Origin of the sequence: Actinoplanes sp. NPDC048988, from assembly GCF_043197815.1 — a bacterium.
In the GTDB taxonomy this organism is placed as follows: Bacteria; Actinomycetota; Actinomycetes; order Mycobacteriales; family Micromonosporaceae; genus Actinoplanes.
In genome coordinates this window covers 12,631-30,340 of the sequence record NZ_JBICTW010000023.1, presented here as the reverse complement: position 1 = coordinate 30,340, position 17,710 = coordinate 12,631, and the positions used below count along the sequence as shown (strand labels likewise).

Here is a 17,710-nt window from a genome sequence, read left to right as displayed (position 1 = left end):
CCTGCGGGAGCCCGGTGACGCCGGGGAGCGTGAGTGTCGGACCCTCGTCGTAGTCTCGTCCCATGCGCATCGGAGCCCACGTCGATCCGACCGACCCCCTCGAGGCGGCACGCGAACGCGGCGCCGAGGCGGTGCAGTTCTTCCTCACCGACCCGCAGGGCTACAAATCGCCCAAACCGCGCGAGGACGCGGCGACGCTTCGGGAGTCCGAGGTGGACATCTACATTCACGCGCCGTACATCGTGAATGTCGCCTCGCCGAACAACCGCATCCGCATCCCCAGCCGCAAGCTCCTGATGGCACACGCCAAGGCCGCCGCCGAGCTCGGCGCCAAGGGCCTGATCGTGCATGGCGGCCACGTGGGCAAGGACGCCGACCTGACTGCCGGTTTCGACAATTGGCGCAAAGCTTTCGAGTACGCGGAGTCCGACGGCGGCCTGCCTCTGCCGATCCTGATCGAGAACACGGCCGGCGGTGACAACGCGTGCGCCCGCCGCTTCGACGACCTGGCCCGCCTGTGGGACGCGGTCGGCTCCTTCGGCGCCGGGTTCTGCCTGGACACGTGTCATGCCTTCGCCGGCGGTGAAGATCTGGTCGGCATCGTCGACCGGGTCAAATCGATCACCGGACGGATCGACCTGATCCACGCCAACGACTCCAAGGGCGGATTCGACTCCGGCCAGGACCGCCACGACAACCTCGGCAATGGCAAGATCGACCCCGAGCTCATCGTGGCCGCGATCCGGGCCGCCGGAGCACCGGCCGTCGTCGAGACACCGGGCGGCTCCGAGGGCCAGACCGCAGACATCGCTCTGCTGAGGGAGCGGACGGGTAGCTGACGGCGCCGGCACCACGGGGAGGGTCATGACCAGCGAGCAGCCAAGGCAGTCCGCTTCGCCGCCATCCGAAACGTTGCGGCCCGCGGTGCCAACACCCGGCATCCCACGACAGCCAGGCCCCGCCGACGCCGACCCGCCCAAAGCCGAGTCGCCCAAAGCCGACCCGCCCAAAGCCGAGTCGCCCAACGCCGAGTCGCCTAAGGCCGGCCCGTCCAAGGCCTCGCCCTCTCCGGCTCAATCTGCGCCCGACAAGCCCGCGCCTGGGAAGCCGACTGCCGAGAAACCCGCGCCCGGCAAGCCCACTGCCGACAAGCCGGCGCCCGGCAAGCCCACTGCCGACGGGCCGGCGCCAGAACAGCCCGCGACCCGCAAGCCCACTGCCGACGGGCCGGCGCTAGACCAGCCCGCGACCGGCAAGCCCACTGCCGGCGCGCTGGCGTCCGTCCGGCCCGCGACCGGCAAGCCCACTGCTGGCGGGTCGGCGCCCGACCAGCCGGCGTTCGCCGAGCCGGCGTCCGGCAACCTCACAACCGAAAAGCCGAATGTCGCAGCTCGTCTGCTCAGGCGGTGGCGGGCGGCGTCAGGCAAACCGGGGCCCGGCAAACCGGCGGCCGTCGAACCGGCGGCCGTCGAACCGGCGGCCGTCAAACCGGCGGCCGTCGAACCGGCGGCCGCCAAGCCGGGGCCCGACGGACCGGTGGCCGCCAAGCCGGGGCCCGACGCGCCGGCGGCTGACAGCCCGGCAAAAGCGCCGGACAAGTCCACGGCGGAGAGCCCTACGGCCGGGAAGCCGGGGTCCGACAAGCCTGTCGCCGCGGGCGGGCCGGTCGAGGCTGTTGCCGCGGCGGCCAAGACGGCTGACACCAAAACGGACCTTAAGCCGGCTAACGATCCCGCCGCCGACATCGCCTCGAGTCCACAAAAGACCGCGAAGTCGGGCGAACCTCTCCCCACTGAGCGCCCGCCCGGTGTTCCGCCCGATCCGTGGACGGCCTTCGCCACCGCGGCCGAGCGGCCGCCCGGCTGGTTCCGGCGTACCACCCGCGCCGGCCTGCGTTCGCTGATCCACGAGTACGCGCTGGTCATCTACGCCGGCGTACTCCTCGCCGTCGCCCTCACCTGGCCGACCCTGCGCTACCCGCTTCACACGCTGCCGCAGGACATCTGGGATCCGTCGCGGCAGGCCTGGCAGATCGCCTGGAGCGGTCACATCCTGCTGACCGACCCGGTCCGCCTCTGGCAGGCCAACGCCTTCTATCCCGAGCCCAACAGCTTCGCCTACGGCGACAGCCTGCTCGGGTACGCGCCGTTCGGCATGATCGGCGAGGGTCCGGTCGCCGCCGTCCTGCGCTACAACATCCTCTTCGTGCTGGCGCACGCGCTGCTCGTGATCGGCGGGTACGCCCTGGTCCGCCAGCTCGGCGCGGGCCGCACCGGCGCCGCCGTCGCCGCGGTCGCCTTCGCGTACGCGCCCTGGCGTCTCGCCCAGGAAGGCCACCTCGACATCGTCTCGGCGGGCGCCATCCCGCTCGCCCTGGCCATGCTGGCCCGCGGGCACGGCTGGTCGCTGCGGCGCGGCTTCCGGCCCCGCCGCCGGCACGCCGGATGGGCCGCGGCCGGCTGGCTCTTCGCAGTCTGGCAGGTCAGCCTCGGCTTCTCGCTGGGCGTGCCATTCCTGTACGTACTCGGCCTGATCCTGCTCGTGATGATCGTCGTCGTGCCGTTGCGCTGGTTCCGGCGGCCGGTCGACCGGCCGGTCCTCGGCTGGCGCCTTCTGCTCGTCGACACGCTCGGCCCGCTGATCCTCGTCGGCGTCTCGGCCTTGATCGCCATCCCGTACTTCAAGGCGCCCGCCGGCGGCCCCGCCGGCACCGAGATCGCCTTCTATTCGCCTCCGCTGCGCAGCCTGCTGATCGGCCCCGCCGAGTCCCGGATCTGGGGTGCGCCGCACGAGGTGCCCCGGTCGTCGCTGAGCTGGCCGGCCGAGATGGGACTGCTGCCGGGCTTCGTGCTGTACGCGCTGGCTCTGGCCGGCCTGGCCTTCTCCATCTGGACGCTGCGCCAGCGGCTGCTCCTGCTGGCCGGCCTGGTCGTCACGATCATCCTGACGCTGGGTACGAACTTCTTCGACGGCCGCTGGACGTACCTCCCGCTCTTCGGCCATCTGCCGGCCTCGCTGGGTCTGCGCATCCCCGGCCGGCTCATGCTGTGGTCGACGCTGCTGCTCGCCATTCTGGCCGCCGGGGCCGTGGCCGAGTTCGTCCGCCGCGCCGAGCAGGTCGCCGAGCAGCGGATCCCGCCCTGGCCCGGTCCGTGGCTCCGGCTGGCCACGCTGCTGCCGCTGGCGCTGGTGCTGCTCGAGGGCTGGAACGCCACGGCCCATCCGGTGGCGCCCACCCAGCCGCTGGCGATGCGCACGGTCACCGGCTCGATGCTGGTCCTGCCCACCAGCGCCCTCACCGACCAGACGATCATGCTGTGGTCCACGAGCCGCTTCCAGCCGATCGCCAACGGCGCGGGTGGCTTCGCCGCGGGCCGTCAGGCCGTACTGCGCCGCAACGTCGAGGCCTTCCCCGACACCGAGACCATCCAGTACCTCCGGTCTCTGCGCATCGACAAGGTCCTCCTGCTGCGCTCCGAGGCCGCCGGCACCCCCTGGGAGCGCGCCGGGGACGTACCCGTCGACGCCCTCGGCATCCGCCGCGAAGACCTGGACGACGCCGTCATCTTCTACCTGACCGACCCGTCGGCCCCCGCCGGCCAGCCCACCACCCCGGCCAACCCGTCCGCGCAGCCGTCACTCCCGGCTAACCCTTTCGGACAGCCGTCGCTTCCGGCCGACCCGTTCGCACAGCCATCGCTCCCGGCCGACCCGTTCGCACAGCCGTCGCTCCAGCCACCCCTCGCGGGCACCCCGTCGCCGCAGCAGTCCCTCCCGGCCGGCCCTTCCTTGCCGCCGACCACCACAACGCCACCGCCACTCACCAGCTGAAGACCGTCATCCCCACACCGACCACACTGCCAAGCCGAACGCGCAACGTCCGACGACCCGCCCCTGCCGACGGTTCCTGTCGTTCGGGCGGGATCAGCGGGGCACGTCGCCAGGGTCGTGGCCGAGGAGATGACTGCGGGCGCTGATCGACCAGACCATTGGGGACGATCCGGCCCGTGTGGGCCGCTGCCCGCCGCGTACGTCCCCCGGGTCGAACGCCGCGGTCAAGTCGGCGGCTGGAGCGCGCCGCCGCGGGCGATCGCGCTCTGCCGTATGTCGGGGTGGATTTCGGGGAACTGAGCGTCAGACCTTCGCCGTCTCCAGCGGTGGCGAGGAGGGTGGGGGTGATGAAGGCGCGGGGGAGCGGTCGAGCCGGAAGGCCCTTCGCAGCCGGTCGATCCAGGGCGCGTCGGGGCGGTTGAGCGTGCCGCCGTCCGGGTCGTCCGCGTAGTTCTGGCGTACCGCGTCGAGGTCCGGCTTCCAGATCTCGCGCACCACCAGGCCACACAGGACGGCCACGGTGACCAGGCGCAGGGTGGAGGCCAGCACGAACGTGCCCTCGGGGATCACCGGCTTGCCGCCCGCGCCCAGCAGTTCGGCGTAGAAGGCCGTGAAGTACGCGAACTCCGCCACCGTCCACGCGATGATCGCGCCCCACTTCGGGCGGGCCAGCACGATCAGGGGCAGCAGCCAGAGGACGTACTGCTGGGACCAGACCTTGCTGGTCAGCAGGAACGCGGCGACCACCAGGAAACTGAGCTGGGCGAGCCGGGGGCGGCGCGGTGCCAGCCAGGCCAGTACGGCGATGCCCGCACAGCAGAGCGCGAACAGCGCGTACGACACGTAGTTGAGGGTGGGGACGTGGTTACCCAGCCACTGGAACGGGCCCTGATCGCCCGGAGTGCCGGCGAACCACTTGCTGTCCAGGTAGCGCCCCACGTACCAGAGGGTGCCCCAGTCGATCGGGCGTTCCTCGTTGAGCCGGAAGAATCTCAGCCAGCTTTCCCGGTACCACCAGAAGACCGGGAAGTTCACGACGACCCAGGTGAGCGCCGTGGTCGCCGCGGCCCAGCCCCATGATCGCAGCGCCTTGGACCGCAACGCCAGCAGGAACAGTGGGCCGATGATGAACAGCGGCCACAGCTTCGCCGCCGCGCCCAGCCCGAGGAAGACACCGGCCCAGGCCGGATGCTTTTTCGCCCAGAGGTACAGACCGACCGCGGCCAGGCCGATGGCCAGGAAGTCCCAGTTGACCGTCGCCGTGAAGAAGAGGATCGGGGACACCGCGAAGATCGCCGCGTCCCAGGGGCGGCGCCGCCGCAGGGCGAGGATCACCGCCGCGGTCACCACCGCCAGCGCGGACAGCACGAACGCGTTCACGTTGTAGAACCAGGTGCCCTGGTTGATCTCGGGATGCGATTTGCCGTACGCGTGCACGGGCAGCCCGAGCGCACCCATGAAGTAGCCGGTGACGACGGGGTATTCGACCGGGTGGTCGACGTAGGGAACCTTGCCCTCGTTGAGGCCTTCGGCGTAGTAGAGCGCGAGCACGTCGGTGTAGCAGAACCTCGTGTACTGGACGTTCTGCTGCCAGTCGCCGCTCTGGCAGGGCGATTTCTGCACCCAGGAGAAGGCGAGGGTCAGGCACGTCAGCGCGAGGATGATGCGGGTGGCCGTCCAGAACCGCCCGGGCCGGTTGCCGGGCCGGACCGCGTGTGAGCCGAGCGGGCCGCCGATCGCCTGGGAGAGGCCGCGCACGAAGCCGTCCGAGGTCGCCGGCGCGCTCGGCTGGTCGGTGCGGTCGATGTCCTCGGGCGGTTGCGTGCTCATGTCATGGCATCATGCCGTACTCGGGCGTCCGCTTTGGTCACGACCTACTGGCAATATCGCCCGAAACCGGAGATGAACGAAGCCGGCGCGCACCCTGTGCGGGTGCGCGCCGGCTTCGTGCGCTTCACGGGCTCAGACCGCTAATCCTCGCCCTGATTGGTCGGCAGGTTCGTATTACCGCCGTTCGGGCCGTTGCCGCCGTTGTTGTTGCCGCCGCCGGGGTTCCCACCGCCGTTGCCGGGTCCGCCGTTGTTGTTGCCCCCGTTGTTGCCGCCGTTGTTGTTGCCGCCGTTCGGCTGCTGGTTGTCACAGCCGAAGATGCCGCCGAGGGGGCAACCCTGGTTGGGATCGGTCTGCTGGACCGGCGGGGGCGGGGGCTCCTGGCCGTTGGCGTAGGGGCTGTCCGGGTTACCGGTCTCGACCCGCTTCGGGAAGTCCTCGTTGTCCCACTTCATCGCCTCGGACGCGGCGTCGAGGAACTTCTTCCAGATCTTGGACGGCGTGCCCGCGCCGAACATGTCCTTCTTGCCGTCTTTGAGCTCGACCTTGTTGTTCTTGCCGCCGACCCAGACGGTGGCCGCCAGCTGCGGGATGCCGCCGACGAACCAGGTGTCACCGCTGCCGCCGTTGAACTCCCAGGTACCACTCTTGGCGATCGACTCACGGCCGTCCTTGAGGTCACGGTCGTCCTCTTCGACGATCTTGGCCATCACGCCCTGAAGGTTCGACATCTGGGCCTCGTCGAAGACCCGCTTGCCGGCCACCTTCTGCTTGTTGATGATCGTGACCTTGCCGGTCTCCGAGTCGACCTTGCGCACTTCCTTGATGAAGTGGGCGTTGTTGTGGATACCGCCGGCGACGATCGTGGCCACGCCCTCGGCGTGCTCGAGCGGCGGGACACGGTACTGGCCGAACGCGACCTCGTTGTCGAAGTTCTTCTTCCAGGTGGACGCGTTGGTCTTGGTCAGGTCGACGGCCGCGCCCTTGTCCGGGAACATGTGCTGCACACCGGCGTCGACGGCGGCCTGGATGACCTTCTCCCGGCCGATGGCGTCAGCCATCCAGTAGAAGGCGAAGTTGTACGACCGGATCGTGGACGTCTCGAGATCGCAGTACTTGATCTTTCCGCCACAGACCTTGCCCGGCGGGGCGTCGGCGTTGTTGATCTCCTTGCCGTTCGGCCGGACCTTGGAACCGTCCCAGGTCGTCTTGAAGGAGATGTCCTCCTTCAGACCGGCCGCCAACGTGTAGATCTTGAACGTCGAGCCCGGCGACTGCCCACCCGTGACCTTGAGGGACTGGCCGTCCATGTAGCCGCCGTAGTCGAGACCGTTGGGGTCGTCACCGCCGTAGTAGCCCATCACGCCGCCCGTTTTCGGGTCGATGCCGATCACGGCCGCCTGGTACGTGGCGGGCTTCGCGTTCATCGGCGAGGTCTCGCTCTTACGCGAGCCCGCCTCCTCGGCCGCCTTCTGCACCGCGGGGTTGATCGTGGTGGTGACCGTCAGGCCACCCTTGTCGAACTCCTGCGGGCTGATGCCCATCTCGGCCAGCTCGGCCCGGACGTGCCGCATGACCACGCCGACCGGGCCGCTGGTGGCACTGTTGCCGCCGGCCTTGGCGATCGGCTTGACCTTGGGGTACTTGCGGGCGTCGTACTCCGCTTGAGAAATCCAGTTCTTCTCAAGCATGTTCTTCATCGTGTATTCCCACCGGTCAATGGCGGCGGCACGGTTGTAGTTCGGGTCGTAGCCCTTGTGCCCGTTGCCGGGCTCGGGCTCCGGCTGCTTGATGATCGAGGCGAGCACCGCGGCCTCGTACGGCGTGATGGCGTTCTTCTGCCCGGCCGGCGTCTGCACCGACTTGCCGAAGTAGCCCTGCGCCGCGGCCTCGATGCCGTACCTGCCCTCACCCAGATAGATGTAGTTCAGGTACATGCCCATGATCTGGTCTTTGTTGTACTGGCTCTCCAGCTTGCGGGCGATCACGGCCTCGCGCAGCTTGCGGTTGATGCTGATCGCCTTGAGGTCGGCGGCGTGCCGCGCGTACTGCTGGGTGATCGTCGACGCGCCCTGCGTCGCGCCGCCGGTGAAGTTGTTCCAGGCGGCGCGGACGATGCCCTTCATGTCGATGCCGTGGTGGTCGTAGAAGTTCTTGTCCTCGGCGGCGGCGACCGCGTGCTCCACGATCTTGTTGATCTTCGCCTCGGGGACCACCGTGCGGTTCTGCTCGCCGAGCTTGGCGATCGTCTGGCCGTTCGAGTACTTGATGACGTTCGACTGGTCCTCGCTCACCGGCGGGGGCAGGTCGACGTCGTCGAAGAAGTAGGTGCCACCCACGACGCCGGCGCCGAGCAGGATGACCATGACGGCGGCCGCGGCGGTGAGGATGTTGGTGCGGCGGCGGCGCTTGGCCGCCTTGGACTTGTCCTTGCCGCGACCGGACCGTCCGCCGCCGATGGCGCCCTCGTCGCCGGGCGGGGTGCCGGGTGGAGTGCCGACCGGGCGGACCGCGGCGCGGGCCGTGGCGCCCGCCGCGCCGACACGGGCCGCTCCGACCGAGGCGCTGCCCACTGACGCGCTGCCCACTGACGCGCTGCCGACCGACGCACTGCCCACCGACGCGCGGCCCGGAGTGGCGTTGCCCACAGAGGCACTGCCCACCGACGCGCTGCCCACCGAGGCGCGGCCGGCCGAAGCCGACCCGACCGAGGCGCTGCCGGCGACCGAGGCGCGGCCCGGTGCGGCCGAGCCGACCGAGGCGCTGCCGGCCACCGAGGCCCGGCCACCAGTGCCGCGGCGGTAGGCGTCCGGCGCTGGGCGAGCCGAGGCGGAGTACGAAGATGACTGGTCGTCGTCAGGCGTGGAGCCCGCAGCCCCGGGCACTTGGGCCCGGGCACGCGGAGACTGCGAATCGCCGTACGAGTTCATGCGGTCACACCTCGGTCGCGGGGGCGCACACAAAAGGAGCCCTGGAGGGGCCCCCTGCGGTTGCGCCACGAGCGGACGATATGGGCTGCGTACCGGCAGCCGCCCTGTCGGATGTCGTGAATGACCGAACATGGCGCTGGATGCGCGGTTCGGTCGGGGTCGTGCTCACGGTAGCCGGATCGATCCACTTCATCGGCGGCCGTCCCAGCCGGGGAACGACGATCCTGGCTCGCGGTGGCGGCCCGCGGCGGCCGAGACCGCGACGGCCTCGACCTGATCAAGCTCGTCGGCGGTGAGCGCGTCCCGGCCCAGGAGGTACTGCTGGGTCAGGTGATTCCACGCGCAGGACTGGCACACCTCTACGACGAACACCTGGAACTCACGCAGCGTCATCGCCAGGACCGGCAGCTCGGCGAGCTTACGGGCCTGGCCGGCGGACTGCTTGAGCTCATCGCCATAGATGTAGTGCACGAGTGTCAGGTTGTCGCGGCGGCAGATCGGGCAGCGGTCGTCGGTCGGCTCGCCATGGAATCGAGCAGCGCTTTTCAGGTACGGCGAGGCATCGCAGACTTCGAGCGTCCCGATCTTGCCGTTGTGCACGTCACGCAGGACTGCCCGCTTCTGTAGCGAGTAGTCCACCACCTGCCGCTGCGTGCGCATGGCGAAGAGAGTACGCGGTCGGACGGGAAGCGGCGATATCCATCACGGAGCGTGGCGTGGCGGTGGCTCACTCGTGAACAGCTTGCACAGTTCTGCCGACGGATCTACGGTAGCGATGTATCGGGCCGATACATCGGGACATGGGGGAGGGAGAGCCAATGTTGGAACTGGCGATTCTCGGCCTCCTCCAGGAGACCCCGATGCACGGATACGAGCTGCGCAAGGAGCTCGCCACCAAACTCGGCACGATCCGCGCCGCGATCAGCTACGGCACGCTCTACCCGACGCTCAAGCGCCTGAAAACAGCCGGCTTCATCACGGAATCAGCATCCGATCCGTCGATGATCCCCCCGATGACCAGCAAACGGGGCCGGGTTGTTTACAAGATCACGGCGGACGGCAAGGAACGGTTCGCCGATCTCCTCGCCCAGGCCGGCCCGGAGACGTACGACGACGCCGGTTTCGGAGTTCACTTCGCCTTCTTCTCGCGGACCGACCGCGCGACCCGGCTGCGGATCCTCGAGGGTCGCCGCCGCCGGATCGAGGAACGCCGGGAAGGCCTGCGTGACGTGCTCTCGCGTGCCGCCGGCCGGCTCGACGCGTACACCCTCGAACTGCAACGCCACGGACTCGACGCCTGCGAGCGCGAGGTCCGCTGGCTGGAGGAGCTCATCACCAACGAGCGCTCCGGCCGAGCCCCGGCGGCCTCCGCCGGGTCCTTCGACATCCCCGCCACTGAGCAGTCACCAGCGCCAGTGTCCGGGGACGCACCCCTGGAAAAACCGCGTCCGCATCAGGACCGGCCGTGATGAACAAGGAGGCAAACGCGATGGGCTCCGTCCGCGTCGCCATCGTCGGTGTGGGTAACTGCGCCTCGTCCCTCGTGCAGGGCGTGGAGTACTACAAGAACGCCGACCCCAACGACCGCGTTCCGGGTCTCATGCACGTGACCTTCGGCGACTACCACGTCTCTGACGTGGAGTTCGTCGCGGCGTTCGATGTGGACGCCAAGAAGGTCGGCATGGACCTCTCCGACGCGATCAACGCCAGTGAGAACAACACCATCAAGCTGACCGACGTGCCGCCGACCGGCGTCAGCGTCCTGCGTGGACCGACCTTCGACGGTCTCGGCACGTACTACCGCGAGATCATCGAGGAGTCCTCGGTCGAGGCCGTCGACGTCGTCCAGGCGCTGAAGGACGCGCAGGTCGACGTGGTCGTCTCCTACCTGCCGGTGGGTTCCGAGCAGGCCGACAAGTTCTACGCCCAGGCCGCGATCGACGCCGGCTGCGCCTTCGTCAACGCGCTGCCGGTGTTCATCGCCTCGAACCCGGAGTGGGCGCAGAAGTTCACCGACGCCGGTCTCCCGATCGTCGGCGACGACATCAAGAGCCAGGTCGGCGCCACCATCGTGCACCGCGCGCTGGCGAAGCTGTTCGAGGACCGCGGTGTCGAGCTGCTGCGTACGTACCAGCTCAACTTCGGCGGCAACATGGACTTCATGAACATGCTGGAGCGCAACCGCCTGGTCTCGAAGAAGATCTCGAAGACCCAGTCGGTGACCAGCCAGATCCCGCACGAGATGGTCAAGAGCGACGTGCACATCGGCCCGTCGGACCACGTGCCGTGGCTCGACGACCGCAAGTGGGCGTACATCCGCCTCGAGGGCCGTTCGTTCGGTGACACCCCGCTCAACGCCGAGCTCAAGCTCGAGGTGTGGGACTCCCCGAACTCGGCCGGTGTCATCATCGACGCCGTCCGCGCCGCGAAGATTGCCAAGGACCGCGGCATCGGTGGCCCGATCCTCTCGGCCTCGTCCTACTTCATGAAGTCCCCCCCGGTCCAGTACAACGACCACGACGCCAAGGAGGCCGTCGAGGCCTTCATCCGCGGCGACATCGAGCGCTGACCAGCACCACCAGCTGTTGGTAAGGCCGGCCCGCGTCTGCGGGCCGGCCTTTGCTGTGTCAGCCCCAGGCACGGGCCAGGGCGACCCTGGCCTCCAGCTCCAGGAGCCGGCGTTTTCGGTCGAGGCCGCCGCCGAAGCCGACCATCTTGTTGCCGGCGCCGACGACCCGGTGGCACGGGACGATGACCGGGATCGGGTTGTGGTTGCAGGCCGTCCCGACGGCTCGGGCCGCTCCGGGGTCGCCGAGGGCGGTGGCGATCGCGCCGTACGTGATCATCTCGCCGTAGGGGATCGCGGCGATCTCGGCCCAGACGGCCCGTTCGAAGTCGGAGCCGCCGCGCAGCTCGAAGGGCACTGTGAAGTCGGTCAGCTCGCCGGCGAAATAGGCCCGCAGTTCGGCCAGGGCCGGGTGGTCGCCGGACGGCCCCGGGCGCGCCGCGAAGCGGACGTTGACGACCGTGTCGCCCTCGACCACGACGCCGAGCGGCCCGATCGGTGAGTCGATGACGTACATGGGCCCCATTCTGCGCCCGGGGTACGACAACTTGAGAAATCCATGCAAGCCTTTCCGGCCGCCGGGCGTCATACACACCGGAGGTGGCGAGTGCAGCAGTCGCTGGAGGCGGAGTTCAACGCGTTCGTCGCGGAACGGGGGCAGGTGCTGCTCCGGATCGCGCACGCGCTGACGGGGGATGGCCGCGCCGCGGAGGACCTGGTGCAGGGGGCGCTCGCGAAGGCGTACGCCCGCTGGCCGCGTATTCACGGTGACGCCGAGGCCTACGTACGGCGGATCATCTACAACGACCGGGTCTCGGGCTGGCGGCGGGCCGGGCACGGCCGGGAAGTCCCGATGGCCGAGGTGCCGGACCGGCCCGGCGCCGAACATGACATGGCCGAGCGGGTGGCGCTCCGCGAGGCCCTGATGAGCCTGCCCGCGCGGCAGCGAGCCGTGCTGGTGTTGCGCTATCTCGAGGACCGCACGGTCGAGGAGACCGCCGAGGTGCTGGGCTGCCGGCCGGGGACGGTGGCCAGCCAGTCCTCCCGGGCGCTGGCCAAGCTGCGGGACAAGATCGGCACGAGCACGTGGCGGATGGAGGCCTCTCGATGAACCTGGAGGAAAGCGTGCGTGCCACCGTCAAGGACCTCGCCGCGAGCGCCCCGATGCCGCTCGACCTGGCCGGCGCGGCGCGGCGGAAGGGCCGCGGGATCCGCCGGCGCCGCCAGGCCGGGGTGGCCCTCGCGGTGATGGCGCTGGCTGTCACCCCGTACGTCATCGTCAAGCAGCACCAGGCGCAACCCGCGCCGGTCAGCCCGACCCCGGCGCCGACCGCGATCCGGCGGACCGCCGCGCCGCAGAACTGGACGACGGCGCCGCTCAAGCTGCCCGGCGGCGCCGTCGTGACCGCGGTGACCAGGACCAACGTCGGGCAGGACAACCCCGCCGGCCGTACGCTGCCGACGGGCAACGTGGTTCTCGACCGGGCGACCGGGCGGTACGTGGTGCTCAAGAACGACTACTACACGGTGTGGGGCGCGCCCAAGAAGAACCGCGGTGTCGTCAGCGACGGCGGCGGCGGGCTCGGCCTCATCCGGGCGGACGGCGGGATGAAGTGGGTGCGGGTCGCCTACACGCTCGACCCGCAGTGGTCGCCGGACGGCACCCGCCTGCTCGCCTCGACGCTCAAGGGCTACACCGTGATCGACGCGGTTACCGGCCGGATGACCCGGCACTCGGTACCCGACGCCATGGCGGTCTGCCCGGACAACTGCTTCTTCACCTGGCTGCCGGACGGCCGAAGCGTCGCCATCGCCCGGCGTGATCTGTCGGCCGCGCAGTCGGAGGAGGTGGCCGACCGGGTCGGCGAGGTCGCGATCTACGACGTCGCCACGGGTAAGCAGGTACGCACGTTGCCCGTGCCCGGCGTGCCGGTCAGCGGGAACGCCTGGTCGCCGGACGGCCGCCGGGTCCTTCTGGAGGCGGCCGAGCTGGGTGGGACCGGGCGGCGGATCGCCGACACGACGACCGGAAAGATCGTCAAGGAGATCCCCGACTCGAACGTGCGGTTCCTGCCGAGCGGGCAGATCCTCGGCCTCACCGACAAGTTGGCGACCCTGTACGACCCGAACGGCACGGTCGTCGAGGTCATGACGCTTCCCCGCGACTTCAGGTACCGCTCGGTCAGCGCCGGGGTTCCCTAGCCTGGCAGGTGCCCGTTGTCGCGGGCCCACTTGTAGAGCTCGGCCTCGGCCTCGTCCCGCGTCAGCGGGCCGTTGTCGAGGCGGAGCTCCTTGAGGTGGCGCCAGGCCTGGCCCACGACCGGGCCGGGCGGCACGCCGAGCAGCTCCATGATCGCGTTGCCGTCGAGGTCGGGGCGGACCCGGGCCAGGTCCTCCTCGGCGGCGATCCGGGCGATCCGCTCCTCCAGCGCGTCGTAGTCGGCCGCCAGGTTGGCCGCCTTGCGCCGGTTGCGGGTCGTCACGTCGGAGCGGGTGAGCTTGTGCAGGCGCTCGAGCAGCGGTCCGGCGTCGGTCACGTAGCGGCGTACCGCCGAATCGGTCCACTCGCCCCGGCCGTACCCGTAGAAGCGCAGGTGGAGGCCGACCAGCTCGACCACGTCGGACGTGACGTCCTTGGGGTACTTCATGGCTTTCATGCGCTGCTTGGTCAGGCGGGCGCCGACCACCTCGTGGTGGTGGAAGCTGACCCGGCCGTCGCGGCCGACCGCCTTGGTCGCCGGCTTGCCGACGTCGTGCATGAGCGCGGCCATCCGCAGCACGAAGTCGGGACCCTCGTCGCCCTCGAGCCGCATGGCGTTCATGACCACGATCAGCGTGTGCTCGTAGACGTCCTTGTGCTGGGCGTGCTCGTCGATCTCCAGCTTGAGTCCGGAGATCTCCGGGATGAACCGGTCGGCCAGGCCGGTGTCGACCAGCAGCCGCAGCCCGGCGATGGGGTCGGCGCCGCACATGAGCTTCGTGAACTCGTCGCGGATCCGCTCCGCGGTGATCCGGTCGAGGTCGGCTGACATTTCCGTCATGGCGGAGATGACCGCTTCATCCACAGTGAACTGCAGCTTGGCCGCGAAACGCGCGGCGCGCAGCATCCGAAGTGGATCATCACCGAAGGACTGGGAGGGCGCGGCCGGCGTCCGGATCACCTTCGCGGCGAGATCGTCCAGGCCGCCGTACGGATCGGTGAACTCGTGCCCGGGCAGCGACACCGCCATCGCGTTGATCGTGAAGTCGCGCCGTTCCAGGTCGTCGAGCAGGGACGTGCCGTACTCGACCACGGGGTTGCGGGTGACCCCGTCGTACGCCTCGGCCCGGAAGGTGGTGATCTCGAGCCGCAGACCGTTCTTCTGGATGCCGATCGTGCCGAACTCGCGCCCGGTCTCCCAGATCGCGTCGGCCCAGCCCTGCACCACCGCCAGGGTCTGCTCGGGCCGCGCGTCGGTGCAGAAGTCGAGATCGTCACCGAGACGGCCGAGAAGGGCGTCCCGCACCGATCCGCCGACGAGATGCAGCTCGTGGCCGGCGGCGCCGAAGCGGCGCCCCAGCTCGTCCGCGAGTGGGGACACACGGAGCAACTCGGCGACCGCGCTCTGCTGGGCGGAATTGAGAACAGACATGGGGTTACCAGGGTATCCGGATTAGCAGAGCGAGGTGACAGCGGGCAGGATAGGCCGGTGCCCGTTTCCGAGGCGCTCCGCCGCCTGGCCTTGGACCCACGGTTCTGGACGGGCGAGAGCGCGACCACCGACGACCCCGGCCAGCGCGAACTGCGGGTGACCCTGCCGGTCACCGGAGGGTACGCGCTGGTGCTCGATCTCGACCTCGCCACCGGTGAGCGGACCCTGGGCCTGCGCGGTCCCGCCTCCAGCGAGCCCGTCCAGCTCGGCTCGGCCCCGGCCGACGGCCCCTTTCCGGCCGCGCTGCGCTGGCCGGAACTCGAACTCTGCGCTCGGGTGATCGCCTGGGAGGACCCCACGCTGCCCCATCCGGGCCTGGTGGTGGCCCTGCTGTCGCCCTTCGCGCCGGACGACGACCCCAAGGCCGTCGCGACCCGTCAGGCCGCCTACCGCTCGCTGCGCCGGGACGTGGCCCCGGCCGTGCCCCACGGACCCGAGCAGACACCTCTGCCGCTGTTCGCGAGCGACGACTGGTGGCCCTCGCCGCCGGCCGAGTCGCCCCAGGTCCTCGACGAGGCGACGATCGAGGCGATCACCGAGCCCGACTTCGCTTTCCGCGAGGTCCGCGGTGGGTCACGCTTTCCGGCGGAGTCCCTGGCCGATTGTGTACGCCGGGCCGGTGAGCACCTGCGGCTCGTGCCCCATCAGCAGTGGTACGCCGACACGTGGCAACTCGCCCGGCAGATTTTGGACACCGGTGACCTTCGGCGCATTCCGACCCTGTTGGCTGCGCTGACCGAGGCCGGCTGCGATCATCCGACGGTGCTGGACGCGCTGAGCGAGCCACTGGTGCCGGCCGAAGCCTGCTGGATGGTCGAAACCCTCGCCGGTGCCACACCCGGCGCCCTCTTGGAACGACGGACTTAAGGTACGTACGTGTTGTACGACGGTCGGGAGAAACGGGTGAACAGCGGCCTGTACCGCAGCGCGCACGCGGCGCCGGACGGCGAACCGGTGCGCCCGGAGGACGGCGTCACCGTCATCTCGGTCGAGGAACAGCTGCCCGGGGCGGCCGCGACCGGGGGTGAGGCGCTGCCCAGCGACGACGTCGGCAACACCACGGCGCACAGCGCCATGATGGCCATCGGCAGCTTCGCCAGCCGGATCATCGGCTTCGTCCGCAACGCGCTGATCGGCATCACGCTCGGCAACGTCATCGGCAACGCGTACACCAGCGCCCAGTTCCTTCCGGGCCAGATCTACGAGTTGCTGCTCGGCGGCATCCTCTCCAGCGTCCTCATCCCGCTGCTGGTCCGGCGCCGCAAGGAAGATCCGGACGGCGGGCTCGAGTTCACCCGCAAGCTGCTCACCTTCGCGATCGTCTCGCTGGGCCTGGCCACCGTCATCGTCGTGATCGCCGCCCCGGTCATCACCGCCATCCAGGCCAGCGACGGCAACACGCAGGGATACAAGGACCTGGTCACGCACTTCGCGTACCTGATCCTGCCCATCATCTTCTTCACCGGCCTGTCCGGCCTGATCGCCGCGGTGCTCAACGTTCGCGGCCACTTCGCCGCGCCGACCTGGGCGCCGATCCTCAACAACATCGTCGTGATCGCCACTTGCGGCGCGTTCATAGCCTTCTTCGGCACGGTCAAGGAGGGCGTGAAGCCGGAGAATCTGACCGCCACGCAGATCCTCGTGATCGGCGGCGGCACCCTGCTCGGCATGGTGGCGCAGGCGGTCGGGCTGCTCCCGGCCCTGCGCAAGGTCGGCTTCAGCTGGAAGTGGCGCTGGGACCCCAGGTCGCTGGGCCTGGGCGAGATCGGCCGGCTGGCCGGCTGGATGCTCTGCTACGTCGCGGCCAACCAGGTCGCCGTCTTCGTCGTCGTCCGCATCCTGAACCGGGTCGCCGGCAAGGACAGCGCCAGCGTTCTCGCCTTCAACAATGTGTTCCTGCTGCTCACCATGGCCCACGGCATCATCGGCGTGTCGGTGATGACCGCGCTGCTGCCCAAGATGAGCGCGGCCGCGGCCGACGGCCGCTACGCGGAGGTGAGCGCCGATCTGAGCCGGGCCATCCGTCTCGTGGTCACGGCGCTGGCGCCGATCGCGGTCATCTACGGCGTCTTGGGCGCACCTCTCTCGGTCACCCTGTTCCAGGGCGGCGCCTTCCGTAACAGCGACGCGCTGGCCACCGGAACCGTGCTCGTGGTGGCCGCCTTCGCGGTGCTGCCGTTCTCGATCAGCCAACTCTGCACGTACACCTTCTACTCGCTGCAGGGCAACAAGACGGCCGCCCTGATCAACCTGCCGGTCGTCGCGGTCCGCATCGGCGCCTACATCGTGCTGGCGGAAGTCCTCAGCAGCTCGCTCTCGGCGGCCGGTATGACAGCCGGCAACGGCATCTCGTACGCGGTCTCGGCGCTGATCTCGCTCGCCGTTCTGCGCCGCCGGATCGGCCGGCTCAACCTCGGCTCTCTCGCCGCCGGGCTGATCAAGATCGTTGTCGCGGCCGCCGTCGCCGCCGCCCTCGGCCTGCTCGTGGTGCATTTCCTGCCGGGGGCGGGCTCGCCGTCGGGTCGCGGTGAAGCGCTGATCCAGCTGGCGGCCGGCGGCGCGGTGATTCTGGTGGCCTATCTCGGTGCGGCAACGATGTTGCGCGTCGCCGAGGTCAATCAGGTCGTCGGCATGGTTCGCCGCAAGATCGGCCGCTGAGTTCGGACGGTCCTGAGCTGCGGGTTTTCCTCCAAACGGCGCGGACGATCATCTACAAAGCCGGGCATTTCGCGCTGCCGCGCCGGGGGGACGACCTGCCGCGGCATGGCCCCGGGCGGGTATGGTCGGTGTCGGCATGTGCTCTTTCGCACGCTGTTGTTTCAGGCGAACACTGTTGTCTTGAACGAGCACGGTTGTTTCGA

The 17,710-nt window shown here is 69.6% G+C and carries 13 protein-coding genes and 1 pseudogene; 9 read left to right on the top strand and 5 right to left on the bottom strand.

The annotated features are described in order from the left end of the window. The first annotated feature begins 62 nt into the window (after window positions 1-62). Window positions 63-839, top strand: a complete 777-nt coding sequence (locus ACGFJ7_RS42135; protein ID WP_360247900.1) for a deoxyribonuclease IV — start codon at window positions 63-65, stop codon at window positions 837-839. Window positions 840-1,536: 697 nt separating this feature from the next. After that, window positions 1,537-3,576, top strand: a pseudogene (locus ACGFJ7_RS42130) (hypothetical protein); the annotation flags it as partial. Window positions 3,577-4,134: 558 nt separating this feature from the next. On the opposite strand, the gene ACGFJ7_RS42125 reads toward ACGFJ7_RS42130, so the two are convergent. Both ACGFJ7_RS42125 and ACGFJ7_RS42120 read right to left on the bottom strand, forming a co-directional pair. Beyond that, window positions 4,135-5,661: a glycosyltransferase 87 family protein gene (locus ACGFJ7_RS42125; RefSeq protein ID WP_360247904.1), complete on the bottom strand. Its 1,527-nt coding sequence runs from the start codon at window positions 5,659-5,661 to the stop codon at window positions 4,135-4,137. A 140-nt stretch (window positions 5,662-5,801) separates the two neighbouring features. Then, a complete protein-coding gene (locus tag ACGFJ7_RS42120) occupies window positions 5,802-8,249 on the bottom strand; it encodes a transglycosylase domain-containing protein (RefSeq protein WP_392647688.1) in 2,448 nt (815 codons plus the stop codon). A 52-nt stretch (window positions 8,250-8,301) separates the two neighbouring features. Here ACGFJ7_RS42120 and ACGFJ7_RS42115 point away from each other — a divergent pair, with 52 nt between their 5' ends. Further along, window positions 8,302-8,466, top strand: a complete 165-nt coding sequence (locus tag ACGFJ7_RS42115) for a hypothetical protein (protein WP_360247907.1) — start codon at window positions 8,302-8,304, stop codon at window positions 8,464-8,466. Window positions 8,467-8,780: 314 nt separating this feature from the next. Here the strand turns inward: ACGFJ7_RS42115 and ACGFJ7_RS42110 are convergent, their stop codons facing one another. Next, window positions 8,781-9,251 carry a DUF5318 domain-containing protein gene (locus ACGFJ7_RS42110; RefSeq protein WP_360247909.1) on the bottom strand — a complete coding sequence of 157 codons (471 nt, stop codon included), beginning with the start codon at window positions 9,249-9,251 and terminating at the stop codon, window positions 8,781-8,783. Window positions 9,252-9,409: 158 nt separating this feature from the next. Here ACGFJ7_RS42110 and ACGFJ7_RS42105 point away from each other — a divergent pair, with 158 nt between their 5' ends. Together ACGFJ7_RS42105 and ACGFJ7_RS42100 are read left to right on the top strand one after the other, a co-directional pair. Further along, complete coding sequence (locus ACGFJ7_RS42105; RefSeq protein WP_392647685.1) at window positions 9,410-10,060, top strand: PadR family transcriptional regulator; 651 nt, start codon at window positions 9,410-9,412, stop codon at window positions 10,058-10,060. Window positions 10,061-10,080: 20 nt separating this feature from the next. Beyond that, on the top strand, window positions 10,081-11,160 hold the full coding sequence (locus ACGFJ7_RS42100) for an inositol-3-phosphate synthase (protein ID WP_360248303.1): 1,080 nt from the start codon (window positions 10,081-10,083) through the stop codon (window positions 11,158-11,160). Between the two features lie 58 nt (window positions 11,161-11,218). On the opposite strand, the gene ACGFJ7_RS42095 is transcribed toward ACGFJ7_RS42100, so the two are convergent. Beyond that, complete coding sequence (locus ACGFJ7_RS42095) at window positions 11,219-11,674, bottom strand: methylated-DNA--[protein]-cysteine S-methyltransferase (RefSeq protein ID WP_360247913.1); 456 nt, start codon at window positions 11,672-11,674, stop codon at window positions 11,219-11,221. Between the two features lie 90 nt (window positions 11,675-11,764). On the opposite strand from ACGFJ7_RS42095, the gene ACGFJ7_RS42090 reads away from it, so the two are divergent. Then, the gene (locus ACGFJ7_RS42090; protein WP_360247915.1) at window positions 11,765-12,268 is read left to right on the top strand and encodes a SigE family RNA polymerase sigma factor; all 504 of its coding nucleotides are present in this window, start codon (window positions 11,765-11,767) and stop codon (window positions 12,266-12,268) included. Next, on the top strand, window positions 12,265-13,359 hold the full coding sequence (locus ACGFJ7_RS42085) for a TolB family protein (protein WP_392647682.1): 1,095 nt from the start codon (window positions 12,265-12,267) through the stop codon (window positions 13,357-13,359). The genes ACGFJ7_RS42090 and ACGFJ7_RS42085 overlap by 4 nt, the downstream gene beginning before the upstream one ends. Here ACGFJ7_RS42085 and ACGFJ7_RS42080 read toward each other — a convergent pair. Next, the gene (locus tag ACGFJ7_RS42080; RefSeq protein WP_360247919.1) at window positions 13,356-14,789 is read right to left on the bottom strand and encodes a CCA tRNA nucleotidyltransferase; all 1,434 of its coding nucleotides are present in this window, start codon (window positions 14,787-14,789) and stop codon (window positions 13,356-13,358) included. The genes ACGFJ7_RS42085 and ACGFJ7_RS42080 overlap by 4 nt on opposite strands. Window positions 14,790-14,846: 57 nt before the next feature. On the opposite strand from ACGFJ7_RS42080, the gene ACGFJ7_RS42075 reads away from it, so the two are divergent. Next, window positions 14,847-15,716, top strand: coding sequence for a hypothetical protein (locus tag ACGFJ7_RS42075; RefSeq protein WP_360247921.1), 870 nt, complete (start codon window positions 14,847-14,849; stop codon window positions 15,714-15,716). 36 nt (window positions 15,717-15,752) lie between these two features. Continuing rightward, window positions 15,753-17,507, top strand: coding sequence for a murein biosynthesis integral membrane protein MurJ (gene murJ, locus ACGFJ7_RS42070; protein ID WP_392647813.1), 1,755 nt, complete (start codon window positions 15,753-15,755; stop codon window positions 17,505-17,507). Window positions 17,508-17,710 lie beyond the last annotated feature (203 nt).